Annotated in this window: 26 protein-coding genes and 1 pseudogene; 22 read left to right on the forward strand and 5 right to left on the reverse strand. The window is 37.5% G+C overall.

The genetic code is table 11. The features are described from left to right. The first annotated feature begins 148 nt into the window (after positions 1-148). Positions 149-418: a DUF2798 domain-containing protein gene (locus ASC84_RS21820; RefSeq protein ID WP_056518333.1), complete on the forward strand. Its 270-nt coding sequence runs from the start codon at positions 149-151 to the stop codon at positions 416-418. 5 nt (positions 419-423) lie between these two features. On the opposite strand, the gene ASC84_RS21825 is transcribed toward ASC84_RS21820, so the two are convergent. Then, on the reverse strand, positions 424-1,020 hold the full coding sequence (locus ASC84_RS21825) for a hypothetical protein (protein WP_056518335.1): 597 nt from the start codon (positions 1,018-1,020) through the stop codon (positions 424-426). 324 nt (positions 1,021-1,344) lie between these two features. On the opposite strand from ASC84_RS21825, the gene ASC84_RS21830 reads away from it, so the two are divergent. The 10 genes and pseudogenes from ASC84_RS21830 to ASC84_RS23450 all read left to right on the forward strand — a co-directional run bounded on the left by ASC84_RS21830 (position 1,345) and on the right by ASC84_RS23450 (position 12,388). Beyond that, on the forward strand, positions 1,345-3,042 hold the full coding sequence (locus tag ASC84_RS21830; protein WP_004723444.1) for an NAD-dependent malic enzyme: 1,698 nt from the start codon (positions 1,345-1,347) through the stop codon (positions 3,040-3,042). A gap of 249 nt (positions 3,043-3,291) precedes the next feature. Beyond that, the gene (locus ASC84_RS21835; RefSeq protein ID WP_056518337.1) at positions 3,292-4,020 is read left to right on the forward strand and encodes a hypothetical protein; all 729 of its coding nucleotides are present in this window, start codon (positions 3,292-3,294) and stop codon (positions 4,018-4,020) included. Positions 4,021-4,189: 169 nt separating this feature from the next. Next, positions 4,190-7,474 (forward strand): type VI secretion system Vgr family protein, encoded by a 3,285-nt coding sequence (locus tag ASC84_RS21840; RefSeq protein WP_056518339.1) that lies wholly within the window; start codon positions 4,190-4,192, stop codon positions 7,472-7,474. After that, positions 7,464-9,407, forward strand: a complete 1,944-nt coding sequence (locus ASC84_RS21845; RefSeq protein WP_056518341.1) for a LysM peptidoglycan-binding domain-containing protein — start codon at positions 7,464-7,466, stop codon at positions 9,405-9,407. The genes ASC84_RS21840 and ASC84_RS21845 overlap by 11 nt, the downstream gene beginning before the upstream one ends. Then, complete coding sequence (locus tag ASC84_RS21850) at positions 9,394-10,128, forward strand: lysozyme inhibitor LprI family protein (protein ID WP_056518343.1); 735 nt, start codon at positions 9,394-9,396, stop codon at positions 10,126-10,128. Before ASC84_RS21845 ends, ASC84_RS21850 begins: the two co-directional genes overlap by 14 nt. Positions 10,129-10,358: 230 nt before the next feature. Continuing rightward, positions 10,359-10,646, forward strand: a complete 288-nt coding sequence (locus ASC84_RS21855) for a transposase family protein (RefSeq protein ID WP_155860374.1) — start codon at positions 10,359-10,361, stop codon at positions 10,644-10,646. Positions 10,647-10,703: 57 nt separating this feature from the next. Then, positions 10,704-10,911, forward strand: a pseudogene (locus ASC84_RS23445) (IS5/IS1182 family transposase); the annotation flags it as partial. A gap of 37 nt (positions 10,912-10,948) precedes the next feature. Next, entirely contained in the window at positions 10,949-11,410 is a 462-nt protein-coding gene (locus ASC84_RS21860) for a hypothetical protein (RefSeq protein WP_081409423.1), read from the forward strand. A gap of 97 nt (positions 11,411-11,507) precedes the next feature. Continuing rightward, positions 11,508-11,723, forward strand: a complete 216-nt coding sequence (locus tag ASC84_RS21865) for a hypothetical protein (protein WP_056518397.1) — start codon at positions 11,508-11,510, stop codon at positions 11,721-11,723. A gap of 110 nt (positions 11,724-11,833) precedes the next feature. Next, on the forward strand, positions 11,834-12,388 hold the full coding sequence (locus ASC84_RS23450; RefSeq protein ID WP_227515187.1) for a hypothetical protein: 555 nt from the start codon (positions 11,834-11,836) through the stop codon (positions 12,386-12,388). A 76-nt stretch (positions 12,389-12,464) separates the two neighbouring features. Here the strand turns inward: ASC84_RS23450 and ASC84_RS21875 are convergent, their stop codons facing one another. Next, positions 12,465-13,385 carry a Dyp-type peroxidase gene (locus ASC84_RS21875; protein WP_056518347.1) on the reverse strand — a complete coding sequence of 307 codons (921 nt, stop codon included), beginning with the start codon at positions 13,383-13,385 and terminating at the stop codon, positions 12,465-12,467. A 162-nt stretch (positions 13,386-13,547) separates the two neighbouring features. On the opposite strand from ASC84_RS21875, the gene ASC84_RS21880 reads away from it, so the two are divergent. Continuing rightward, entirely contained in the window at positions 13,548-14,168 is a 621-nt protein-coding gene (locus ASC84_RS21880; RefSeq protein ID WP_056518349.1) for a LysE family transporter, read from the forward strand. A 72-nt stretch (positions 14,169-14,240) separates the two neighbouring features. Beyond that, a complete protein-coding gene (locus ASC84_RS21885) occupies positions 14,241-14,861 on the forward strand; it encodes a LysE family translocator (RefSeq protein ID WP_056518351.1) in 621 nt (206 codons plus the stop codon). A gap of 37 nt (positions 14,862-14,898) precedes the next feature. On the opposite strand, the gene znuB is transcribed toward ASC84_RS21885, so the two are convergent. Genes znuB through ASC84_RS21900 form a run of 3 tightly spaced genes read right to left on the reverse strand, consistent with a single transcriptional unit; the run spans position 14,899 to position 16,973 of the window. After that, positions 14,899-15,699: a zinc ABC transporter permease subunit ZnuB gene (znuB, locus tag ASC84_RS21890; protein ID WP_056518353.1), complete on the reverse strand. Its 801-nt coding sequence runs from the start codon at positions 15,697-15,699 to the stop codon at positions 14,899-14,901. A gap of 3 nt (positions 15,700-15,702) precedes the next feature. Then, positions 15,703-16,503 carry a zinc ABC transporter ATP-binding protein ZnuC gene (gene znuC, locus ASC84_RS21895; RefSeq protein ID WP_056518356.1) on the reverse strand — a complete coding sequence of 267 codons (801 nt, stop codon included), beginning with the start codon at positions 16,501-16,503 and terminating at the stop codon, positions 15,703-15,705. Then, on the reverse strand, positions 16,476-16,973 hold the full coding sequence (locus ASC84_RS21900) for a transcriptional repressor (protein ID WP_004723431.1): 498 nt from the start codon (positions 16,971-16,973) through the stop codon (positions 16,476-16,478). Before ASC84_RS21900 ends, znuC begins: the two co-directional genes overlap by 28 nt. A gap of 138 nt (positions 16,974-17,111) precedes the next feature. Here ASC84_RS21900 and ASC84_RS21905 point away from each other — a divergent pair, with 138 nt between their 5' ends. The 9 genes from ASC84_RS21905 (at position 17,112) to atpD (ending at position 24,874) form a co-directional block, all read left to right on the forward strand. Further along, the gene (locus tag ASC84_RS21905; RefSeq protein ID WP_056518357.1) at positions 17,112-17,954 is read left to right on the forward strand and encodes a metal ABC transporter solute-binding protein, Zn/Mn family; all 843 of its coding nucleotides are present in this window, start codon (positions 17,112-17,114) and stop codon (positions 17,952-17,954) included. Between the two features lie 171 nt (positions 17,955-18,125). Beyond that, a complete protein-coding gene (locus tag ASC84_RS21910) occupies positions 18,126-18,524 on the forward strand; it encodes an ATP synthase subunit I (protein WP_004723429.1) in 399 nt (132 codons plus the stop codon). Positions 18,525-18,627: 103 nt separating this feature from the next. Beyond that, positions 18,628-19,503, forward strand: coding sequence for a F0F1 ATP synthase subunit A (gene atpB, locus ASC84_RS21915; protein WP_004723427.1), 876 nt, complete (start codon positions 18,628-18,630; stop codon positions 19,501-19,503). An 83-nt stretch (positions 19,504-19,586) separates the two neighbouring features. Further along, positions 19,587-19,832, forward strand: a complete 246-nt coding sequence (atpE, locus tag ASC84_RS21920) for a F0F1 ATP synthase subunit C (protein ID WP_000424060.1) — start codon at positions 19,587-19,589, stop codon at positions 19,830-19,832. Between the two features lie 39 nt (positions 19,833-19,871). Further along, entirely contained in the window at positions 19,872-20,342 is a 471-nt protein-coding gene (locus ASC84_RS21925; RefSeq protein ID WP_004723424.1) for a F0F1 ATP synthase subunit B, read from the forward strand. A gap of 11 nt (positions 20,343-20,353) precedes the next feature. After that, a complete protein-coding gene (locus tag ASC84_RS21930) occupies positions 20,354-20,890 on the forward strand; it encodes a F0F1 ATP synthase subunit delta (protein WP_004823704.1) in 537 nt (178 codons plus the stop codon). A 60-nt stretch (positions 20,891-20,950) separates the two neighbouring features. Then, positions 20,951-22,495, forward strand: a complete 1,545-nt coding sequence (gene atpA, locus ASC84_RS21935) for a F0F1 ATP synthase subunit alpha (protein WP_004723422.1) — start codon at positions 20,951-20,953, stop codon at positions 22,493-22,495. A gap of 88 nt (positions 22,496-22,583) precedes the next feature. Next, on the forward strand, positions 22,584-23,453 hold the full coding sequence (atpG, locus tag ASC84_RS21940) for a F0F1 ATP synthase subunit gamma (protein WP_004723421.1): 870 nt from the start codon (positions 22,584-22,586) through the stop codon (positions 23,451-23,453). Positions 23,454-23,479: 26 nt separating this feature from the next. Then, complete coding sequence (gene atpD, locus ASC84_RS21945; RefSeq protein WP_004723420.1) at positions 23,480-24,874, forward strand: F0F1 ATP synthase subunit beta; 1,395 nt, start codon at positions 23,480-23,482, stop codon at positions 24,872-24,874. The last annotated feature ends 4 nt before the right edge of the window (positions 24,875-24,878 follow it).

A 24,878-nucleotide genomic window follows, 5' to 3' on the forward strand; every position in this document is an offset into this window, starting at 1 on the left:
GTATAGAATAAAACTTATTCGATAAGAAAAATGGCAGTATGCTCGATTTCACTCTTTATAAATGTGGTTAAGGTTACGTGGAAGGATTAATTGTTTCAGGTTCATTAAAGGAATAAAATGTGTCCTGTTTGTAAATTTAGAGCGATATATGTCAAATACTCCGCCCACAATTATTGGCAATATCCCAAAACTCCCTGCAAAATTTGCAGCATGGATTATGCCGTTGTTCTTATCTTGTTTAATGAGTGGCATGGTGTCATTGATTAATATGTTGATCAATGTGGGATTGATTAGCGGTTTCTGGATCAAATGGCTTGCTGCATGGATGGTATCATGGGCTGTGGCATATCCTGTGGTTCTGATTGTTTTACCCTTAGTACGACGTTTAACCGCCGTATTTGTGGATATGCCTAAATAATGGATCTACTCTTTACATGTGACAGGCTTGCTGAGTAACTCAGCATGGCCATTTGTAAAGGTATAAAGTTTGGAATTGTTAAAGATTTTAATCACTTTGGCTTTACTTAGTGCCGTTTTAAATGTCGGCATTTTTTTCGCATTGACTAAGTCAAATGGATTGCCATAGTTTTTATTGTCGATTAAAAATTGAACCTGACCGGTTTGCGCATCATGTGCTTTAAGCAGCTCTTTACCATCTTTATCTTCAATCGCAAAACCAGACTTCTGCGAAGGAATCTTACAATTCAAACGCAAATATAGGACGTTTCCATCACTGGATTTGTTTTGTAAGGTGTAAATACCTTGAAGATCATTTTCAATATAGACCCATTGTCCAGTGGGCATATTGATCTTCATTTGTTCTAGTTTTTCGAGGGTGGCTTTACTGACATCAACCACACCTTGCTGATCAACTTCTGGGATTTTGGCTTCGCCTAAGCCCACCATGCTTTTGACTTTTTCAGTGGTTTTAGAAACACCAGAAGAGACCTTTTTTGCAGTTTGGCAGCCAGTACATGCAATGACTGTGCTAAGAAGGAGTAGAGAGATCTTTGTGTTCATTGTTATTGGTTTAGCTTCATCGTATTTTAAACAAAATAAATCTAAACAGAAAAAAAATCAATGATTGGTCAAAATTGCGTACAAATATGCAGTTTTAATGGCGTGATCATGGCTCATTATTTTAGGGCAAAATATGAAATTAGATAAAAACCAGAATTTGATCAGTAAAACTGAGAATAATTTATCATTCTGTAAAATACTTTGAATATCATTATCACGTATCTAAATACCCATTTAGTCAAAAATAGGCTTAAGCTTGTATCAGACCAAAGTCGTAGCTTAGCAAAAGATAGAAGCAGGCAGTCTGCTTCAATGAGAATGGAAATGCCAACGGAAACCCTGAAAAAATATCCTCTATATATTCATTATGCAGGTAATGCCTTATTAGAGCTGCCTTTATTAAATAAAGGTTCAGCCTTCACAGAAGAAGAACGAACTCAATTTAACTTACACGGTTTAATTCCTCATGTGATCGAAAGTATCGAGGAACAAAGTCAACGTTCATACCAACAGTTCTGTTCTTTCAGTGAAGCGATCAATAAGCATATTTATTTACGAAATATTCAAGACACCAATGAAACGCTGTTTTACCACCTGATTGAAAACCACTTAAGTGAGATGATGCCGATTATCTATACACCGACAGTGGGTGAAGCATGTCAGCGTTTCTCCGATATTTATCGCCGTCATCGTGGAGTATTTCTTTCCTATCCTGACCGTAAATACATTGATGAAATCATTCACAACGTAAACCGTAAAAATGTCAAAGTGATTGTGATCACAGATGGAGAGCGTATTCTTGGTTTAGGCGACCAAGGTATTGGCGGCATGGGCATTCCAATTGGAAAACTGTCTCTTTACACCGCATGTGGTGGTATTAGTCCAGCCTATACATTGCCGATAACCATTGATGTGGGAACCAATAATCAACAATTATTGAATGACCCGATTTATATGGGATGGTCGCAACCTCGCGTCAGTGGGGATGAATACTATGAATTTGTCGATGAAGTGATTGCAGCGGTTAAACGTCGTTGGCCAAAAGCATTGATTCAATTCGAAGATTTTGCGCAAAAAAATGCCATGCCTTTACTTGAAAAATACCGTGATAAGATTTGTTGTTTTAATGACGATATTCAAGGAACAGCGGCAGTTTGCGTCGGCACTTTAATTGCAGCGAGTAGAGCCGCAGGTAAACAGCTCAAAGACCAGAAAATTACCTTCTTAGGGGCTGGTTCAGCAGGTTGTGGTATTGCAGAACAAATTATTGCACAGATGGTTGCTGAAGGCCTGACGGATGCTGAAGCGCGTGCCAAAGTATTTATGGTGGATCGTTTTGGTTTAATCACTGAAAATCAACCAAACTTATTGGATTTCCAACGTAAACTTGCGCAGAAACCTGAAGATGTTGCACATTGGGGCAATGCTGAGGAAATCATTTCACTTCTTGATGTTGTGAAAAATGCCAAACCAACCGTATTGATTGGGGTATCGGGTCAACCTGGTTTATTTACAGAAGAAATCATTAAAACGCTGGCTGAAAACTGTGAATATCCGATTGTATTGCCTTTATCCAACCCAACTTCACGAGTTGAAGCCGTGCCAGCTGATATTATTCAATGGACAGATGGTAAAGCATTGATTGCGACAGGCAGCCCATTTACCCCTGTGAATTATCATGGTGAAACCTATCAGATTTCACAGTGCAATAACTCTTATATTTTCCCTGGTATTGGTTTGGGTGTAGTAGCAGTTCAAGCAACCCGTGTTACAGACAATATGCTGATGGCTTCAAGTTCAGCTTTGGCTGATTGTTCACCGAAGTTACAAGATATCCACGCAGACCTATTGCCTGATTTAAATGAATTGCAGCAAGTATCTAAAATTATCGCGTTTAAAGTTGCTAAAGCCGCTATTCAAGATGGTGTAGCACCGATGATCAGTGATGAGCAATTGCTAGAAAGTATTGAACAGAACTTCTGGAAACCAGAATATCGTGATTATAAACGTGTACCGTTCTAGAAATTTTTGGATGTTGTAAAGAAGGGGCTATACGCCCCTTTTTTATTTAAGATAAAATGATACAAGAGAATTTAATTTTGACGTAATTTTAAAAAAATAATATTCAGAGTGGTTTTACTATGCTCTTAATAAGGATTTAAAAATTATTGTTGATAGAAGGTTCTCACTATTTACTTTTAATAAAATCTTCAGTACTGAGATACTAAGTTGAATGTAATTTGGAATTAAGAAATTTAAAGTGATTAAACTATGTATTTAAGAAGAATATTTTTACTATTAATATTATTAGTACCCACTGTTTTATTAGCAAATAGTGTCGTTCTTTATGATGACTCTAGTCGTCACCTTTATCAAGATTATAAGAGTATTAGTATATTAGGGCAGTCAATAAAGATAGATAAGGACTATACGATCTTAACAGAAGAAAATACTTCAAGTGAGGGGGATAAAGGTCAGAAATCGTATAGTATTATTTTGAAAAAAGGTGATGAGTTATATCGTTTAGATGGAAATAACCTATCAGGGCTAAATCGATATATTATTTCACCTTATTTTTCTGATCGAAATTTTGTAGGCTTTGTACAATATACAGAAAATATCTTAAGAGGTGATTTTTATGTCTTAAAGAAATTTTATATTTTTAATAAGGTAACAAAAGAAGTTGCAATAGTAAGGCTAAATTATACGAGCATCTCTAGTAATACTAATGGTGAATATGATTATAAATTATTGGATCAAAACTATATAAAAAGAATTATTAGAGATGATTCTTTAAATTTGTATACGGTTGAGTCTATATATGAACAGAATAATCCTGCTATTTGGGGTGTTTCATCAAAAGGATTTAAATCAGGGCATCAAGTGAGCAATGGTTTTAAATTTAAGTTATTAAAAAACAACAAGATAAAGTGTGAGGATTTGAAGAATTCTATTTTAGATTGCACTGAAGGTTTTATGCAAATGCAATACCTAAAATAAATGAAAAAATCACTGGTAGCTTTTAAAATTTAATTTTAACCTTATATTCTACATAATTAAGTAATATTTTTTATTGTACTTGTGGAATAAAATTTAACAATTTATGGGTGTCTTTTTCTAAGTTTTTAATTAAAATGACGATACTTGTAATTAAATATCAATAACTAAAATGCTGAAAAATATTACGACCTTACTTGAAAGCTTTGGCTTGGGACTACAAACACGAGCGATCCACGTTCAATTCTCAAATCAAGCCTTAAACAGCAGTGTATTCTTGCAATGCATTCAGGGGCAACAACAGATTAATCAAGGCTTAAAGGCAGAATTACTCTGCCTTTCAACCAATGCGCATATTGCTTTAAAACAGTTTATCGGGTGTCAGGTTGCAGTTGATCAAGTCACCGATTTTGGTGAATTGTACCGAACCACTGGAATTGTGACAGGGGCAAGCCAAGGGCAGAGTGATGGGGCCTTAAGTGTTTATAAATTAACGCTTGAAGATGCAACCAGTCTTTGGCATAAGCGTCGTAATAGCCGCGTTTTTATGAACAAAAGTGTTCTGGAAATATCGGAAATCTTATTTAAAGAGTGGCAAGCGAAAAGTGCCTTATTTTCTGCTAGTCTAAGTCTGGACAGTAGTGGTTTAAAAAAACAATACGATATCCGTCCTTTTGTAATGCAAGCCAATGAAACGGATTATGAGTTTTTAACTCGCTTATGGCGCAGTGAAGGTATTAACTGGTTAATTGATGAATCTGTACGAATTGTGCCTATTTCGGCAACGCAGATTCAGGCACAGAAATTACGTCTGATTGATGACAATACCCAATATGAGGCAATGCCTAGACGCAGTATACGCTTCCATCGCAGTCATGCAACAGAACGCTTTGACACGATCACCAGCCTCATCGCCCAGCGCTCAATTCAATCAACAGCAATACAAGTACAACGTTGGCAAGCGGATAGCCTTTTACAAGATCAAGGTGATAGCCAGCTAAGCAATCACCAACATAGTGATCAACAAGACAATGAAACTTTAAGTTTAGAACAGGCTTGGACGATTAGCCCCGCATGGACCAGTGATCTCAATGGCGAAGACCAAACAACAGTTTCCAGTTCAGCTCAAGTTGATAAATTAAATACCCAATTGACACAATATCAAGAATTACAGTCCAAATATTTTACCGCAACCAGTTCAGTGCGCGATGCGCAAGTTGGCTATTGGTTTGAATTAAGAGAGCACCCTGAAATTGATCAACATGATGGTTCAGATCGTGAATTTTTAATCTTAGGAAAGACTTTTTACAACCAAAATAACTTACCTAAAGAGCTACAAGATCAGTTATCCAAGCTGCTCAACTTAAACTATTGGAATCATTTAATAAAAGACCAACGCCAAGCCAATGAGTTGTCCTTGGTACGCCGTAGAATCCCGATTGTTCCTGAGTATAACCCTTTAGTGCATAGACCTTCTGCATTTCCACAACGTGCCAAAGTGGTTGGCCCGCAAGGCGAAACGATTTATGTCGATCAATGGGGGCGAATCAAAGTTCGTTTCCTCTTTACCCGTACCGATGACAATAGTCATGATGGTGGTGCAGGCTCGAATGATAATGATACAGACTCAGCTTGGGTTGATGTATTGACCTCTTGGGCGGGAGAAGGTTATGGCACAAGATTCCACCCACGAATTGGTGAAATTGTAGTCATTGATTTCTTTGATGGCAATGTCGACCGTCCATTTGTGATGGGACGTTTACATGAAGCAGAACGTCATCAAACCATGTTTGATATCAAAGGCCAGTTGCCTGATACCAAAAAATTAAGTGGTATTCGCTCATCGGAAGTGGGTGGATCAGGTTTTAACCAACTCCGCTTTGATGATACAACAGGCCAAATCAGTACGCAGCTACAAAGTAGTCATGCAGCAACACAACTTAACCTTGGGAACTTAAGCCATCCGAAAGATAAGGAAACCAGCAATGGGCGTGGCGAAGGTTTTGAGTTAAGAACCGATGCTTATGGTGCCATGCGTGCAGGAAAAGGCATGCTTATCACGACTTATGCTCAAGAAAATGCGATTGCAGACCACTTAGAAGCAGCACAAGCGCAGTCCTTGTTAAACCAAGGTGCAGAAAGTATGAAAGTGCTGAGTGAAATAGCAGTCAAACAACAAACGGATGCCTTGAATGTTGTCAATCGTTTGCCGAAACTGATTAATTCTTTAGAACTAAAAGGTGCAAATCAGGCTTTACAGGCAACCGTAGGTTTATTTAAAAATGCTGTGGGTAGCGATCCAATTTCAGCACTGAAAAACAGTGGTGATTTTATTGAGGACATCCAGAAATTTGGTAAAGATACCAAGAATATTGTAGATGAATTTAAAGACTTTTTTAATGATTCCAAAGAGTCGATTGAGAACTTAAAGAGTTTTATCGAAAATATTGAAGAACATGGTTCGGATGTTTTAAAAGGTAAATTAACCAGTTTAAAAGATAAATTTGATTCAGAACCGTTATCCGCTTTAAAAGACGTGGGTAAGGTAATTGCCAATGTTGAAATTAAGGATTTTGATTTAACCAGTGTTTGTGGAACTTTTAATAAAGGCAGTAAATTGGATGTGAATCCGATGCAGGCTTTAGGCTCCTTACAGGGCTTTATGGAAAGTTATACAAAAGACTTAGAAAATAGTGGTGATAGTGCCAAACAAGAACAAGGTAAGATCTTTCGTCAGGCATTGATGTTACTGGCTTCACCTAATGGGATTGCATTAACCACCCCAGAAGACATTGTCTTACAAGCTTCGCAAGATATTGCTGAAAGTGCCCAAGGCTCAATTAATTTAAGTGCACAGAAGAATATTGTCGGTCATGCACAGGATAAGATAAGTTTGTTTGCAGCACAGAAAGGTTTAAGTGCATTTGCCGCAAAGGGTCCGATCAAGGTGCAGGCGCAAGATGATTTGATTGAAATCATTGCGAAGAAAGTGATTAAACTCATCGCGACTGAAGATAAGATTGAGCTGACCAGTTCTAAAGAAATTGACTTAAAAGCAGGTGGGACTCAGCTTGTGGTTAATGGTAGTGGTGTCTTTATTAAAACTGGTGGAAAGTTTGAGGTTAAGTCGGGACAACAGTTGTTTACCAGTGGTGAGAAGGTGTCTTATGAGGTGCCTCAACTTCCAAGTACGGTGATGTATAGCAATAAGTTGGATGTTTATGATTTGTTTTGGGAAAGTGATTTTAGTCAATTAAGTTATAAAGCTTTTATGCCAGAAACAAATGCTTATGTGTCTGGGCAAGTTGATGAGCATGGTCGTACTGGAAAGATTGTAAATGAAGATCCTTTAAATATAAAAGTTTTAATTGGAAAAGAACAAGAATTTTGGGATGTTATTGTAGAAGAATGGGGTGATGAGGACTTGACTTTGGGAGTAGATAAAAATGAAAAGTAAATGTTTGGTAACCTTTATTTTATTAGACTTATTGGGATATCCAATTAAAAATGCTCGATATCAAATAAAAAATGGTAATAATTTAATAGCTGAAGGGTTAACGAACTCAAAGGGAGCGATTGTTGACATTAGCAGAGATAAAGGGGTGGTACTTGATATATATTTTCAAAATATTTTAAATCAAATGCAATTAATCAACAGAGTGCGCCTTGAGAAAAGTCATGCTATTGTTAAGTTATACAGCCCTTCGTTATTAATAAAAACACAGTTAAGAGAAAATGGTAATTCAGGTCAATACATTAGGAAAACATATAAAGTAAAGAAGGGTGATACTTTACTGAAAATTTCAAAAGAAACAAATGTTAGTATCGAAGACCTCCAGAGAATCAATAAAATTAAGAATTCAAATAAAATATGGGAAGGTCAAGTTTTAAAATTACCATTAAGTAATGGAAATTCTCAATCAAGTCAAAATTCAACTAACCATCAAAGCTCTCAGCCAAGTAAAACCTCAAGTAATAATCAGAGTACTCGTAGTAGTAATGGGGGCACAAAAAATAACGATGATGTAAAGGATGATCATTGGTTTGGATCATTGGCTAAACTGCCTGATTTAATGCCTAGTATTGATGCCGAAGGAGCTTATAATTATATAAAAAATCAAATATTTAGCGAAAGTTTACCACAATTGAATAATACTAATGCGCAAAGCCAAACAACAGGAAGCCCCAAGCAAAACCTAACGAATCACAAACCTAGTATTATTTTTCCATTTAAAGTTAAGCCTATTAATGACATTGGTGGAGAGTTAGCAAATTATTATTGGGGAGCTAAACTTAATGATACGAATGCATCTATGGCAATTTTTGGAAGAAATAGAGATGCTACTCGAAAGCATGCAGGTAGAGATTTGTATTCTAACTGTAAACCTATTTCTCAAGCTGAAATAGGATTTGAAGTTGTAGCAATAGCTCCTGGTAAAGTAATTGCTTCACAAGGGTTTTATTTACAAACTAATCAGGTAAGTATTAGGCATAAAACTGATGATGGCAGAGAGTTTATAATTAGGTATGGTGAATTAGATCCTAAATCAATCACTGTAAAAGTTGGCGATCCTGTTATTCAAAATCAAACTATTGGGCGAACTGGTATAATGAAGGGAAAAAATGGAGCTTCTGCAATACCTATAACAGGTAAATCATCCCATAATGTTTCAATGTTACACTTTGAATACTTTACAGGTCATGGATTTTCATTAGATGATGCATCAAATCTTACAATAAAGAATCATGGGATTTATTCTCGACGTGATGATATAGCTGATCCACTACCTATATTATTAGAAGGCTATAGAAATACTTTTGATTTACAATTACCTCAAGCACCAGCACAGACAAATACTGGAGACCGAATAGCAATAAACAATTTATCAACAAGTTCAAATGCTAGGTTATTTATTCAAGAATGGGAAGGAAATCGATTAACTCCTGATGGAAAAGGGACATATTATTATGATGATTCTAAGGGATACTGCACTGTAGGATGGGGGCATTTAGTAAGTCAAGCGTCTTGTAAGGCTGTAGGTAAAAGAGAGATGAAAGATTTTATTTCAATAGCTGATGCGAAGAAATATTTTAATGAAGATGTTCCTAAGCATGAGACATATGTGAAAAATGCTATAAAAGTTCCATTGTATCAATACGAATTTGATGCATTGGTGTCATTAGCATTCAATATTGGTAATATTGGAGTTAAAGCTCCTAATTTATGCAGACTGATTAATCAAAAGAAATATCAAGACGGTCCTAAAGAGATGCTAGATATAAATAAAATAACTGTTAAAGGTCAAAAAGTTCCAGAAGCTGGTTTAACAAAGCGACGTAATAGTGAATATCAATTGTTTATTAAAGGAATTTATGATGCAAGGCATTAATATTTTTAATGTGTTATTAGCTTTCAGTTTAATTGCATGTTCAAATACAGCAGATTCGAAGTCTCAACAGTTAGATGGAAAAGCTGTTTATACAAAAAGTGAAAATGATTTGAATAGTACATATCTAGATATAAAAAATTATATACGTGATAGTCAAGTTGAATCAAAATATTTGGTTGAAACTCAGCGTACATGGTTGAAAAATAGGAATTTGGAATGCCAATTTGATGGTAAAAATGCAAATACTGAGAACTATAAGTGTCTAAGTGATAGTAATAATTTGAAAACTAAGGATTTAAAGGAAAACTATTTAAATTTTGAAAGTTTAGAGAATCATTTAATAAAACCATTTAAGTATATTGCAGGCACTCAAAAAAAATTAGAAGTTGGAGATTGCTGGTGCAATGAAAGCATGATCAAAATTGTAAAAGATAAAATATATATATATCAAGCATGTGATGAAAAACTAAAAGAACCAAGAATATATAGGATTGTTGGGAAAAAAATCAATGAATTTTCTGTTGAATATGGAGTTGATACTAATAATAATAATGTTCCAGATTTTAATTTATCATTTGTTACAAGTGGAAAAAATGTTTGGAATATTGTTCCTACAGTATTTAGAAAGCAAGATTTAATAAATTTGAATTTTTCAATTAATTATACGACAGATAAAAATTTAAAAACTGAAAAACTTAATTGTGAAAATTTGGATGAGTAGGAAATGAAAAAACAGCAAAATTTATTTTTTACAATGAATTAAGTGGTGTTCATTTTATTGTACTGTAATTGATTAAATTAAGATAACTATATTTCTAGTAATGGCGATGATGTTTTATAATGAATATAGTTATTAGACTTCTTGCGAAAGTATAAACTGTTTATAATAGCTTTATGAAATATGAAAATTTAACATAGTTCGATGATATTGAATTCAAACGTTTAGTCGGAGTGACACGTCTTTTATTTTCTAAAATGATTCTCGTTTTAGAAGGGGCTGAACGTTTGAAGAAAAAATTTGATCGCCCTCACAGCTTAGCGCTTGAAGATCAGTTGTTATTAATATTGAAGTACTTAAGATCTAATAGTATTCACCTTGAATTGTCTGCTGAGTTTGCAATAGTTGAAAGAAACGCCAATCGAACCATCCAAAAAATTGAGGACTGGGTTATACAGTATTTTTATTACCTAAAAGAAATCAAGAGATTACAGATCATGACTTTGTTATTGTGGATGTAACAGAATCTGAGATAGAACGTCCTAAACAAACAAATTAAGTTCTATAATGGTAAAAAGAAAAAATCCAATAGCCAATCAAACAATGACTATATGGATTGTTATTTATATAAAATCAGGCATTTAGTAGAAAATATGCTTTGTAGATTAAAGTAGTTTAGAGGAATAGCCACTTGATATGACAAGTTAAAACGGAATTATGAAAGTTCTGTTGCATTAGCTTGTATATTTTTATGGATCCCCTTGTAGGCTAAATTATGAACCTTAAATATCAACAGATCCTAAATATTTCGAAGGAATTCAACATGTTTAAAAATATTTACCAAAAGATATTTATTATTTTTTTTTTAAGTTTTAGCACTTATGCTGGCGCGGATAATATTAAGAAAAAAGATAAAAATAGTGATGGTTTAGAGGTAACACATTTACCTTATAACTCTCAAGATCATTTAAAATGTTTAGAAACTAATTCTAATATTGACTGTAAATCAATCAATTTGATTTCTGCAGGAAAGCTTGCGCAAGCTTATAATTTTATAAACCCTCAATATGGACGTGGAGTAGTTCTCCCAGAGAGTAATGACGGTAAGTTAATTGTGATTTCTCCATTTTCTGATGAAAGTGAGACAATACTAAATATAAATATTGTTGATAAGTTTGGAGTCGTCAAAGAAAAGAGTTTATCTGAAAAAACAAAATTTACTATAGATAAGAATTATAATCTAATTTATTATAAAAATGGAAAACTCTTAAAGGAAAAAATTTAAAATAAATAAGGGATTTTTTTATTAATAAAAATTTCTGAATTTTTGGAAAGAAATGCTTGTTTCAAAAATATAAACAACACAAAAAGTGAGATGGCAAGTGAAAAAGCAGTTTGGAATATTAATATTTTCTAGTTTTTTTGCAATTACAGGTTGTAATGCGAAACCTGTTGAGAAGGATGTTACATCAAAAATAAAAGTTGAACCTTGTGGTTTTGATTATGATGTGGATAATTTTTATTGCAAAGCAGATAAAATTAATTTATACAAAAAAATGTTGGGAATAAACCAAATTTTAATAGTAATTATACAATAATTAAAATCAATGACGGAAAATATTTTAGAATAGTTGCACTAAATCAAAAAGATTTAAAAGTTTATCCTTTAAATTATCAGATAGATTATAAATCCAAATTTGACTATTCGGTGAATAATGATAGCTTGTGTGTTACAGGCGATTTTTATGCATATAGAGATGATTATAGTAATTCAAAGTTATGTTTCAAGGTGATAAATGGAAGTTTTGTAAAAACAAATATTTCTGAAAATTCACCCAAAAGTACTAAAGAAAGCAATTTGAAAAAGGTATTAATTCCTAATTCTTCAAATTACTTCTTAAAGTGTTTAAAAAGTAACTCTCAAAGTAAATGTGAAAAGTTGAGTGATTCAGAGAACCATGTATATAAGTTGGACGATGTGAAAAATATATCACCAGAAATTTATGGTGTATTAAGTGATAATAAAATTAATAATTTAAATTTGGATGGGGTTAAATTTCTTCCTAATATTGGAAGCTCACAATTTATTATTGGTGAAAAATATCATGATACAGATAATGGTTCTACTACATTTTTTTATTTGATAAGAATAAAGCCAAAAGTTGATGTTTTTAATCTTGGAGAAAGCTACGCAATAGATGGAAAATATAATTTAAACTATAAAGATTCTATGGGGAATAACAAAAATATAAAATTAAATTAATTTCCTTTGAGATTTAATACCTAACCTTTGAAACTAATAAGCAGCTTTATAAAGCTGCTTATTTAATGGATATCTATCAATCTTCCAAAATATCTTCCAATACTTCTTCATTCGGTGCAAAGAAATAAGCACCATCCATAGGTGTTACAAAGTGCAGCAAACGGTCATGAATCCCATCGCCTTGAGTACCAAACATATTGACTAACATACGATCAATACGGGTTAAGTCTTTGGTATAGGCAATAAAAAATAGACCTTGCTCACCTTGACCATCACCATAAGGAAGGGAATGGCGTAGGATTTCTAATTCTTCACCTTCATTATCTTCAATGACAACACGAGCAATATGGGCATTTTCAGGTTTGTGTTCATCGTCCATCTCAATACTTTCTAATTTAGAACGACCAATCACATTTTCCTGTGCATCAACTTTTAAACGTTTCCACTTTTCAAGCTCGTGTACATAACGTTGTGCAAAAATAAAAGAACTATCTTCAAAAATACCTGAATCTTCACCTAATAACGCAGTCTCCGCACGATCATCAGGGAATTGAGGATTTTCAGTACCATCAATAAAACCAGTCAGGTCACGACCATCAAGATAACGGAAGCATACCCGTTCATCCAGAACCTCAACTTGATTTTGGATGCCATCAAAAAAGGATTGGCTAAGCGCAAAGCAAATATCTGTACGTGCAGACGCAATATGAATCAGAACATCAGCAGGAACCACTGGCATCTCAAATGCGCCTTGAATCGGTTCTAACTGCTTAAACCCTTCAGGAGTTGTGTGATAAAGTTTTGCCCAAAGTTCAGGACCAAAAGCAATAGATGTTTTAATTTCAGCATCAGGGTGTTGGGTAATTAAACGATCACGTGTATTTAACAACGCATTGAGTTGTTCTTTTAAACCATCAATAGACAGATTTTTTAAATTTAAAACAATGAAACGAGCATGATTAGAAGGTAAAGGTAGAATTACAGATTGGGCTGTCATATGGTGATGGCTCCTCAATTTTTATTTATCAATCCTCTTATTGTGCATGATCAAGCAACAGCTGAATAGTAAAGTCTTATACTTTTTACCAATTAAATTAATCGAAATGTATCGTTTTAAAACCGCTATAATAGCGTGTTAAAAGTTTTCTATCCTTTTGTTATGTCGTATCAAGTCTGGTTTGCCTATATGTTGGCGTGCTGGGTGATCAGTATTTCACCTGGTGCGGGTGCGATCGCGTCTATGTCGAGCGGTCTAAATTATGGTTTTCGCCGTGGTTATTGGAATGCAATTGGTTTACAACTGGCGTTGTTGGTTCAAATTGCGATTGTCGCAGCAGGGGTTGGGGTATTGTTTGCAACCACACCGCTGGCGTTTTTCGTGGTGAAATGGTTTGGGGTTTTATATTTATTGTATTTAGCCTACATACAATGGACAACGAAAACACAGTCGATAGATATCCCAACTGAGCAACCGACAAAATCTATTCCCAAGCTGATCTTATATGGCTTTATTGTCAATATCAGTAATCCAAAAGCCATCGTCTTTTTACTTGCTGTTTTGCCACAGTTTCTAGACTTGTCTAAACCACAATGGATTCAGTATGTGATTATGGCAGCGACCATGATCACCATTGATTTGATAGTCATGGCTGGTTATACAGGATTGGCAGCCAAAGTGTTAAGACTATTAAAATCACCAAAACAACAAAAATATATGAACCGTACCTTTGCTGTATTGTTTAGTTGTGCTGCTGGCTTATTAAGCCTGGTTCACCAATAACAACATAGGCGATTAACTGAGTCATATATTAGAGATTTGACCCTATAAATAAGCCATTGTTTCGAGGTTACTTTGAATTATTTAGAATTTTATCTGTATGCCATTAGTGTGATTATCATGATTGCAACGCCTGGTCCAGTCATGATCTTGGTTGCAAGTGCAGGTTTAAAAGGTGGCTACCGACAGTCTTTACTGACCATTATTGGGACAAATTTGGCTTCTTTGGTACTTATCACAGCCTCTATTTTAATTTTAAAAGGCATGTTTAGTGTCAATGAAACTCTCTTCTTGATCATTAAAGTTTTAGGATGTCTTTATATTGCCTATCTAGGTTATGGAATTCTAAAAGAAGTATTATCCCAGCAGGAGCATCAACTCAATACGATGTTGTCGCCTGTAGAGGGTGGTCTCAGCAAAGGCTTTTTAGTGGGTATCTCAAATCCTAAAGATATCATTTTCTTTTCATCATTTTTCCCGCAGTTTATTCATATTCATGCTGATATAAATACCAGTCTAGTCATCTTAGTCGTGACATGGATTATTTTAGATTTTCTCACGTTATCTTTGGTTTATCTGTCGTTTAATAAGCTTTCTAAAAGTCAAATTTATCCAAAAATATTAGGGCTTTGCGGATTAATTCTGATTGTCATTGCTGTATATGGTTTATATGTTTCGTTAAAAAGCATAGTTTAAATATTGAGTGCGGCTAAAGATGGAAATGATTGATTCATCAAGCCATCTTTCTTACTTTCATTACACAGAAAATCACAGCAAACAGCAAAGACATGGTTAATACGATGCTTAGCCCTGTAGAGATGTTCAGGGCTGCACTAGACCATAACCCCACAGTCACACCAATTTGAGCAATCACAAACGCCCCTATTACCATTTGTTTTGGTGAGTGAGAAATAAGACGTGAAGCCAGTGCGGGGATGACCAATAACGCACCCATCAATAACGAACCGACGGCACGTAAAGCGAGTACGGTGAATAAAGCCAATAACAACATAAAAATTAAGCGCTGCCATTTGGCGTTTACGCCTTCACTTACTGCAATATCTGGATCAATCGCAATTTGAATTTGTGCTTGCCAGTAACGGTAGAGGACAGCTAAAGCAACAATAATCACAGTTGCAAAAATCGGTAGGTCTGACCACTCAATTGTTAATAAATCGCCAAATAAATAACTTAATAATTCAGGACGTAATGCAGGTAAATGTTGAATTAACAGTAGACCAGAACAAAGTAAGGTCGCAGCACACAATGCAAGTAAGGCATCATTGGGTAAACGCGGGTCATGTAAAACCCAAAGTACAGCCACCAAGAGGATCGCAGTAAAGGTAACACCGACCCAAAGCGGTAAAGTTAAAACAGCGGCTAAAGCGACACCCAGCAAGGTACCATGTGCCATTGTATCAGCAAAGAACGACATTCTGCGCCATAGCATCAAACAACCTAGTGGAGCTGTTAGAAACACTAAAAGTGTTCCCATAATCCATGCAGGTAACAGTAATTCTAACCATTCCATCATGGTTTAAGCTTCCGGTTCTGGGTGAATGTGTGGATGTGGGCCATGTTCACAAGTTTTGGCGGAGTCACCATGTGCACAATGGTCATGATGGTGTTGGTAAAAAGCGTGGTATTTTCCAAAAGTATCACCAAACAAAGCTTGATACTCTGGATGCTGCTGAATACTGTCAGGTAAACCACTACAGCAAATGTGCTTATTTAAACAGACAACTCGTTGAGTGCCTTGCATTACCCATTGTAAATCATGAGACACAATTAAAATGGCGCAACCATAACGTTGTGGCAGGCTACGCACATATTCATACAGTTCAGCTTCAGATTGGATATCTAAACCTTGCATAGGTTCATCTAAAACCAAAATATCGGGTTGGCGTAATAAGGCACGCGCCAATAAAACCCGCTGACGCTCACCACCTGAAAGTTGTTGTACTTTGGCATACTCTAATTTGGCAATACCAGTATCTCGAATGATTTCAGCTTTAATGGCCTTATCACATTTCTCAAGATCAAGCAGATCTTTAACTCTTAAAGGCAGACTATGAGAGGGATTAAATTTTTGTGGTACATACGCCAGTTTAATTTTTTTTGGGCTGATAATTTTGCCCGCATTGGGTTTTAAAATACCCAATAATACTTTGATCAGGGTTGATTTGCCTGCGCCATTGGGACCAATAAGCGTGACAATTTCTTTTTCTTGTAATGAAAAATCTATATTTTTTAGAATGTCACGATCATCAATTCGGACATTAATTTGTTGCAGTTGAACGAGAGGGGAGTTTACGCTTTGTTCGAGCACTGCTGACATATTCCTGAAATCTCAATAATACTGTGATGTGCATTGAAGTGATCTGACGCGGCTAAGTGGTTTAATTCTTGAATCAAACCTTTTGCTGAAGCTTCTTTCACTGTATGACATTCAGTGCAAATTAAAAATGCGGCTTGATGTCCTTCACGTGGGTGACAACAAGGGATATAAGCATTAATAGAGGTTAAACGATGAATAAAACCTTTTTCTAAGAGAAAATCTAAGGTTCTATACACGGTAGGCGGTGCAGCTGGACGTTCTGCAGCACCTTTCATCTTGGCTAAAAGATCATAAGCACCTACAGGACCTGAGGCATTCAAAATTAATTCAAGTACTTCTTTACGCAAAGGGGTAAGGCGGGCACCTGAGGTTGCACAAAGGCTTTCTGCTTCTGATAAACGAGCTTCTACATTGAGATGATCGTGTACACCATGCAAAGTATCATGCTGCTCGTGTGAACATAAGCTCATATCAGACCTCAAAACTTGTTATTTGAATGGAAGAGAATCGCAAATATTAACATGAAGCTCTATCAACTTACGAATGGCGTAGGTATTTTTTAACTTCTGTTATACTATAACATAAATTTTTTTTGGTAATACACTCCCATGAATCGCATTATCGCCTTTTGCTTATGTGCATTATTTATTAGTGTCACTTGGGCTCAAGCGCCTTTAGTGGTATCAACTCATCCTATTTATTTGATTGCAAAAGAAATAACAGAAGGTATAGAAGAGCCTGTTTTACTTTTGGGAAATCAAACGGGGCATGATGTGCAACTTACACCAGATAATCGCAAAACGATTATGGACGCTTCATTGGTGATTTGGCTGGGAAAAGAACATGAAGCGCCTTTGGAAAAGGTTTTAGGCGAGAATGCGAAAGCGATTTCAATACTCAATTCCGGCATTATCCAAGCACTTCCTTTAAGAAGTCCAAAAGGTGTTGCACTGAAAGATACGATTGATACACATGTGTGGTTAGATCCAAATAATGCTGTACGTATCGGTTTCTTTATTGCAGCCTTACGTTCACAACAACATCCAGAAAATAAAGCAGCATATTGGAATAATGCGAAGAAGTTTGCCAGTGAAATGCTGCGCGTTTCACAGAAAAGTATCAGTGCTGGTAGCGCACGTCCATACTGGGCTTATCATGATGCTTACCAATATTTAGAACGTTCATTAAACTTAAAATTTGCAGGTGCGATGACAGATGATCCGCATGTTGCGCCGACTGTGACTCAAATCAAGTTTTTAAATGACACGCGACCTTACAAAAAAATGTGCTTGCTGGCAGAAGGCAGCGCAAGTCCAAGTCAGTACCGAAAATTGGGTGAAATTTCATTTCAAGCGGTAGACGAAACTTTGGCTAAACAACAAGATTTTGTGGTTGCATGGCAGACTTTGGCTCAACAAACACAAGCTTGCGTACTTAATGCACGGAAATGATGCAAAAATTAATCAACAATTGTTCATATGCAAAGCAACCTGTATATCGAAAAAAACACGACTAAGGTCGGGAAAAGATTGCATGTTCAGGGGTGTAACTCTATAATGCCTGCGATTAAAAACGATCATCAGTTAAACTTGTCAAGCATTTATGCTGTGAGTGGATAAAAAATGAGCCAAACTAGTCGCTTGATTGACCGACGATTAGCAAAAGCTTTGGTCTATTTGCAAGCGTTTATGATTCCTGTTTCAGCCTTGGTAGCGTGGGTCTTGAAAGACTCGACTGCGGCTCTGAGTGCAGCGTTAGGTGCACTGATATGTTGGCTTGCCAGTTGTTATTTTTCTTGGCAGTCGTTTCGAGCAGCAGGGGCGCGTGCTTCAAAACAGGTTCTTTCGAACATGTATAGAGGCTTAATGGGCAAATTTGCAATTGTGATCGTTGGTTTCATTTTAATTTTATGCAATGTCAAACCGTTATCTCCGGTGGCATTGTTTTGTGGTTTTATTCTCGTTCAAGCGATGTCGTGGATTGCACCTTTTTGGGTAGCACGACAACAAAAACGAGTATAAGCGCAGCAGAAATTGAAAATTTTTTTGGGGATTAACGAGATATCATGCAGCACGCGATATTCGTTAACTCTATTTATTATTTGACATTGACCAGGTGTGATTTATGGCTGCTGAAGAACATGCCCTGACTTCGACCGAGTATATCAAGCATCACTTGACCAATATGACCTATGGCAAAATGCCAGATGGTACTTGGAAATTGGCTGAAAGTGGTGCAGAAGCTCAACAGATGGGGTTCACTGCTATCCACTTGGATTCAATGGGTTGGTCAATTGGCCTTGGTGTGATTTTCTGTTTGATATTCTGGTGCGTAGCGAAAGCTGCAAACTCTGGTGTTCCTACCAAGTTCCAGTCTGCAATCGAAATGATTATCGAGTTTGTTGACTCAAGTGTTCGTGATACGTTTCATGGTAAATCACGTTTAATTGCGCCTTTAGCCTTGACCATTTTCGTGTGGATTTTCCTCATGAATGCGATGGACTTAATTCCTGTTGACTGGATTCCGTATACAGCTCAATTGATTGGTGCAAACGTATTTGGTATGGACCCTCACCACGTTTACTTCAAGGTTGTTCCATCTACAGACCCTAACATTACCCTTGGTATGTCTTTGTCTGTATTTGCGTTGATCTTGTTCTATAGTATTCGTGAAAAAGGCATCGGCGGTTTCGTTGGTGAATTGGCACTTAACCCATTTAATCCAAGTAACCCAGTTGCAAAAGCGTTATTGATTCCAGTGAACTTAATTCTAGAATTAGTAACATTCCTTGCACGTCCAATTTCATTGGCACTCCGATTATTCGGTAACATGTATGCGGGTGAGTTAATCTTCATTCTTATCGCGTTGTTACCTTTCTGGATCCAGTGGGCGTTGTCTGTGCCTTGGGCTATCTTCCACATTCTTGTTATTACATTGCAAGCCTTCATTTTCATGATGCTAACAATCGTATACTTGAGCATGGCAAGCGAAAAACATTAATGGTATTGCCTAACTGTCATCCGGTGGTTAGGTATAATTTTTTTACTTTAATTTGGTATAAACCTAACCTCTGAGGAATTATCATGGAACTCACTTTAGGTCTAGTTGCAATTGCATCTGCTATCTTGATCGCTTTTGGTGCTTTAGGTACTGCGATTGGTTTTGGTCTTTTAGGCGGCCGTTTCCTTGAAGCTGTTGCTCGTCAACCAGAATTGGCTCCACAACTTCAAACTCGTATGTTCTTAATCGCAGGTCTTCTTGATGCTGTGCCTATGATCGGTGTTGGTATTGGCTTGTTCTTCATCTTCGCTAATCCATTTGTAGGTTAATCAGCTTAATTCCGAAATTCACTATTTGAGGAATTTGCAATGAATATCAACCTCACATTGTTTGGCCAAGCGATTGCATTTGCGATATTTGTCGCATTCTGCATGAAGTTTGTATGGCCACCACTAATCAATGCGATTAGTGAGCGTCAGCGTAAAATCGCTGATGGCTTAAATGCTGCAGAGAAAGCGAAAGCTGATCTTGCTGATGCACAAGCACAAGTTAAGCAAGAAATTGATGCGGCGAAAGCACAAGCGGCTCAATTGATCGAACAAGCGAACCGTCGTGCGGCACAATTGGTCGAAGAAGCGCGTACTCAAGCATCTGCTGAAGGTGAGCGTATTCGTCAACAAGCGAAAGATGCTGTTGACCAAGACATCAATTCTGCTCGTGAAGAATTACGTCAACAAGTTGCTGCTCTTGCAGTTGCTGGTGCAGAGAAAATTCTGAACCAACAAGTTGACGCAGAAGCTCATAATGCCATGCTGAATCAGCTGGCTGCTAAACTTTAAGAGAGGCGAATATGGCTGAATTCTTGACGTTGGCACGCCCATACGCTAAAGCAGCATTTGCTTATGCATCTGAGCAAAATGCAACTGACGCTTGGTCAAATGCATTACAACTGCTCAGTGCTGCGGTGCAAGATGAAGCATTCTCCGCTTATTTAAATCGCCCTGAGTTGACACCTGCAGAGCAGGTTGATCTTTTTGCGAAAGTTTTAGGTAATGAACAAACTGCGGCTGTGTCAAACTTTTTGACACTTCTTGCAGACAATGGCCGTTTAGCATTGTTACCTGAAATTGACACAGAATTTGAGCAACTCAAATCGCAAAATAACAACACTGTAGATGTTGTGATTGAATCTGCTTTTCCATTGGATTCAGTACAAGAACAGAAGTTGGCTCATGCGTTAGAAAAACGTTTGAACAGCGCTGTGAAAGTTACAGTTGAAGTAAATCCAGCATTGATTGCTGGTGTTGTTATTCGTGCAGGCGACCAAGTGATAGATGATTCTGCGCTTAGCAAGCTTGAAAAAATGCGGACTCGTCTTCTAGCGTAATTGTTAAAAATAACTACGTCTAAAGAAGACTGAACTTTAAAAAGATTGAGGTATAGCGCAATGCAACAACTGAATCCATCCGAGATCAGTGCGCTCATTAAACAGCGTATCGGCGATCTGGACACCAGCGCGACCGCTAAGAACGAAGGGACCATTGTTATGGTTTCCGACGGTATTGTGCGTATTCACGGCCTTGCTGATGCAATGTACGGTGAAATGATCGAATTCGACGGCGGCTTATTTGGTATGGCACTGAACCTAGAACAGGATTCAGTGGGTGCCGTTGTCTTAGGTAACTACTTAAGCCTTCAAGAAGGTCAAAAAGCTCGTTGCACAGGTCGTGTATTAGAAGTTCCGGTTGGTCCAGAACTTTTAGGCCGTGTAGTAGATGCTTTGGGTAACCCGATTGATGGTAAAGGCCCTATTGATGCAAAACTTACTGATGCTGTTGAAAAAGTAGCACCAGGTGTAATTTGGCGTCAATCAGTGGATCAACCTGTACAAACTGGTTATAAATCAGTAGATACAATGATCCCTGTTGGTCGTGGTCAGCGTGAGTTGATCATCGGTGACCGTCAAACTGGTAAAACAGCAATGGCGATCGATGCGATCATTGCTCAAAAACAATCAGGCATTAAGTGTGTATACGTTGCGATTGGTCAAAAACAATCAACAATTGCAAACGTAGTACGTAAGCTTGAAGAAACTGGCGCTATGGCGTACACAACTGTTGTAGCAGCTGCTGCAGCTGATCCTGCAGCAATGCAGTATCTTGCTCCATATGCTGGTTGTACAATGGGCGAGTACTTCCGTGACCGCGGTGAAGACGCACTTATCATTTATGATGACTTGTCTAAACAAGCTGTTGCTTACCGTCAAATTTCATTGCTTCTTCGTCGTCCACCAGGTCGTGAAGCTTACCCAGGTGACGTGTTCTATCTTCATTCACGTCTACTTGAACGTGCTTCTCGTGTATCTGCTGACTATGTTGAGAAATTCACTAATGGTGAAGTTAAAGGCCAAACTGGTTCATTAACTGCATTGCCAATTATTGAAACTCAAGCGGGTGACGTATCTGCATTCGTACCGACAAACGTAATTTCGATTACTGATGGTCAGATCTTCTTAGAAACATCATTATTCAACGCAGGTATTCGTCCTGCTGTGAACGCGGGTATCTCTGTATCGCGTGTTGGTGGTTCTGCTCAAACGAAGATCATCAAAAAATTGTCTGGTGGTATCCGTACTGCTTTGGCGCAATACCGTGAATTGGCAGCATTTGCTCAGTTCGCTTCTGACCTTGATGAAGCAACTCGTAAGCAACTTGAACATGGTCAACGTGTAACTGAATTAATGAAGCAAAAACAATATGCTCCATATTCAATTGCTGACCAAGCTGTTTCAATTTATGCATCTAACGAAGGCTATATGGCTGACGTTGAAGTGAAGAAAATCGTAGACTTTGATACTGCGTTAATCTCTTACTTCCGTTCAGAACATGCTGCGTTAATGCAAAACATCGATGAAACTGGTAACTACGACAAAGACATCGAAGCTGCAATCAAAGCAGGTATTGAAAGCTTTAAAGCGACTCAAACTTACTAATTTCAATGTATGTTGTTGTTAGTTATGGTTTGGTTCACGGATCAACCTTCGGAAGCTCGAAAGGGCTTTCGAATACTAGGTTAAGCGTATGGCAAATTTAAAAGAAATTCGCGCCAAAGTAGCTAGTATCAAGAGCACGCAAAAGATTACTCGCGCGATGCAAATGGTAGCAGCTTCTAAGATGCGTCGTGCGCAAGAGCGCATGGCTCAGGGCCGTCCGTATGCCGAAAATATGCACCGTGTAATTGCTCATTTGGTCCAAGCGAATCCTGAATACAAACATCGCTATATGGTTGAACGCCCTGTAAAACGCGTTGGCTATATCATTGTTTCTTCAGATCGTGGTCTTGCTGGTGGTTTGAACATTAACTTGTTCAAAAAAGTGGTAAAACACGTACAACAGCAACAAGAGCAGTCAATTGAAGTTCAATTTGCTTTAATTGGTCAAAAAGCGGTTTCGTTTTTTAAAAACTACGGCGGTAAAGTACTTGGCGCAACTACGCAAGTAGGTGATGCTCCAAGTCTTGAACAGTTAACTGGTTCTGTACAGGTGATGTTAGATGCATTTGATAAAGGCGAGTTAGATCGTATTTATCTTGTGTCAAACGGCTTTGTCAATGCCATGACTCAAAACCAAAAAATCGAACAACTTGTTCCATTAGCTGCGGCTGATACGGACGAGGATCTTAACCGCCAATATGGTTGGGATTATCTATATGAACCAGAAGCTGAAGAGCTTTTAAATGGTTTATTGGTTCGTTACATTGAGTCTATGGTTTATCAAGGTGTGATTGAAAACATCGCATGTGAGCAGTCTGCTCGTATGGTTGCAATGAAAGCTGCAACTGACAACGCAGGTGATCTTATCAAGAGCCTACAACTCATTTATAACAAGCTGCGTCAAGCCGCGATTACTCAGGAAATTTCTGAGATCGTTGGTGGTGCCGCTGCCGTTTAACATTATTTTGAATTGAGGAGACAGCAATGAGTAGCGGTCGTATCATTCAGATCATCGGCGCGGTTATCGACGTCGAGTTTGAACGCAATAGCGTTCCTAAGATCTATGACGCTCTCCAAGTTGACGGTACTGAAACTACTTTAGAAGTTCAGCAACAACTTGGTGATGGTGTAGTTCGTACCATCGCAATGGGATCTACAGAAGGTCTTAAACGTGGTCTAAACGTATCTAATACTGGTGCACCTATTTCTGTACCTGTAGGTACTGCATGTTTAGGTCGTATCATGGACGTTCTTGGTCGCCCAATCGACGAAGCTGGTCCAGTTGCGACTGAAGCGCGTTTGCCGATTCACCGTCAAGCACCTTCTTATGCTGAACAAGCTGCTTCTACTGACCTTTTAGAAACTGGTATTAAAGTTATTGACTTACTTTGCCCGTTTGCTAAAGGTGGTAAAGTTGGTTTATTCGGTGGTGCCGGTGTTGGTAAAACTGTAAACATGATGGAATTGATCAACAACATCGCGAAAGCTCACTCAGGTTTATCTGTGTTTGCTGGTGTTGGTGAGCGTACTCGTGAAGGTAATGACTTCTACCACGAGATGAAAGATTCTAACGTTCTTGACAAAGTAGCAATGGTCTACGGTCAGATGAATGAGCCACCGGGTAACCGTTTACGCGTAGCGTTAACTGGTTTGACCATGGCTGAATACTTCCGTGATGAGAAAGATGAAAACGGTAAAGGCCGTGACGTATTGTTGTTCGTTGACAACATTTACCGTTACACATTGGCTGGTACTGAAGTATCTGCTCTTTTAGGTCGTATGCCATCTGCAGTAGGTTACCAACCGACGCTTGCAGAAGAGATGGGTGTTCTTCAAGAACGTATTACATCGACTAAGTCTGGTTCGATTACATCTATCCAAGCGGTATATGTACCTGCCGATGACTTAACAGATCCATCGCCTGCAACTACATTTGCTCACTTAGATGCAACTGTAGTATTGAGCCGTGACATCGCATCTTCTGGTATTTACCCAGCGATCGATCCACTTGACTCTACTTCACGTCAGTTAGATCCACTTGTAGTTGGTGCTGAGCATTATGAAATTGCACGTTCTGTACAGAACGTATTGCAACGTTATAAAGAGCTTAAAGACATCATCGCAATCTTGGGTATGGACGAGTTAGCAGAAGAAGATAAGTTGATTGTTTACCGTGCGCGTAAAATCCAACGTTTCTTCTCTCAACCGTTCCACGTAGCTGAAGTGTTTACTGGTGCTCCTGGTAAACTTGTACCACTTAAAGAAACAATTCGTGGCTTTAAAGGTCTTCTAGCTGGTGAATACGATCACATCCCAGAACAAGCGTTCTATATGGTTGGTGGTATTGACGAAGTGATCGCTAAAGCCGAGAAGCTTTAATTAG

The sequence above is a fragment of the Acinetobacter sp. Root1280 genome (assembly GCF_001425285.1).
In the GTDB taxonomy this organism is placed as follows: Bacteria; Pseudomonadota; Gammaproteobacteria; order Pseudomonadales; family Moraxellaceae; genus Acinetobacter; species Acinetobacter guillouiae.

Coding starts and splice junctions, on each gene's coding strand:
- ASC84_RS21820 (WP_056518333.1), top strand. CDS start 149: ATGTCAAATACTCCGCCCACAATTATTGGCAATATCCCAAAACTCCCT.
- ASC84_RS21825 (WP_056518335.1), bottom strand. CDS start 1,020: ATGAACACAAAGATCTCTCTACTCCTTCTTAGCACAGTCATTGCATGT.
- ASC84_RS21830 (WP_004723444.1), top strand. CDS start 1,345: ATGCCAACGGAAACCCTGAAAAAATATCCTCTATATATTCATTATGCA.
- ASC84_RS21835 (WP_056518337.1), top strand. CDS start 3,292: ATGTATTTAAGAAGAATATTTTTACTATTAATATTATTAGTACCCACT.
- ASC84_RS21840 (WP_056518339.1), top strand. CDS start 4,190: ATGCTGAAAAATATTACGACCTTACTTGAAAGCTTTGGCTTGGGACTA.
- ASC84_RS21845 (WP_056518341.1), top strand. CDS start 7,464: ATGAAAAGTAAATGTTTGGTAACCTTTATTTTATTAGACTTATTGGGA.
- ASC84_RS21850 (WP_056518343.1), top strand. CDS start 9,394: ATGCAAGGCATTAATATTTTTAATGTGTTATTAGCTTTCAGTTTAATT.
- ASC84_RS21860 (WP_081409423.1), top strand. CDS start 10,949: ATGTTTAAAAATATTTACCAAAAGATATTTATTATTTTTTTTTTAAGT.
- ASC84_RS21875 (WP_056518347.1), bottom strand. CDS start 13,385: ATGACAGCCCAATCTGTAATTCTACCTTTACCTTCTAATCATGCTCGT.
- ASC84_RS21880 (WP_056518349.1), top strand. CDS start 13,548: ATGTCGTATCAAGTCTGGTTTGCCTATATGTTGGCGTGCTGGGTGATC.
- znuB (WP_056518353.1), bottom strand. CDS start 15,699: ATGATGGAATGGTTAGAATTACTGTTACCTGCATGGATTATGGGAACA.
- znuC (WP_056518356.1), bottom strand. CDS start 16,503: ATGTCAGCAGTGCTCGAACAAAGCGTAAACTCCCCTCTCGTTCAACTG.
- ASC84_RS21900 (WP_004723431.1), bottom strand. CDS start 16,973: ATGAGCTTATGTTCACACGAGCAGCATGATACTTTGCATGGTGTACAC.
- ASC84_RS21905 (WP_056518357.1), top strand. CDS start 17,112: ATGAATCGCATTATCGCCTTTTGCTTATGTGCATTATTTATTAGTGTC.
- ASC84_RS21910 (WP_004723429.1), top strand. CDS start 18,126: ATGAGCCAAACTAGTCGCTTGATTGACCGACGATTAGCAAAAGCTTTG.
- atpB (WP_004723427.1), top strand. CDS start 18,628: ATGGCTGCTGAAGAACATGCCCTGACTTCGACCGAGTATATCAAGCAT.
- atpE (WP_000424060.1), top strand. CDS start 19,587: ATGGAACTCACTTTAGGTCTAGTTGCAATTGCATCTGCTATCTTGATC.
- ASC84_RS21925 (WP_004723424.1), top strand. CDS start 19,872: ATGAATATCAACCTCACATTGTTTGGCCAAGCGATTGCATTTGCGATA.
- ASC84_RS21930 (WP_004823704.1), top strand. CDS start 20,354: ATGGCTGAATTCTTGACGTTGGCACGCCCATACGCTAAAGCAGCATTT.
- atpA (WP_004723422.1), top strand. CDS start 20,951: ATGCAACAACTGAATCCATCCGAGATCAGTGCGCTCATTAAACAGCGT.
- atpG (WP_004723421.1), top strand. CDS start 22,584: ATGGCAAATTTAAAAGAAATTCGCGCCAAAGTAGCTAGTATCAAGAGC.
- atpD (WP_004723420.1), top strand. CDS start 23,480: ATGAGTAGCGGTCGTATCATTCAGATCATCGGCGCGGTTATCGACGTC.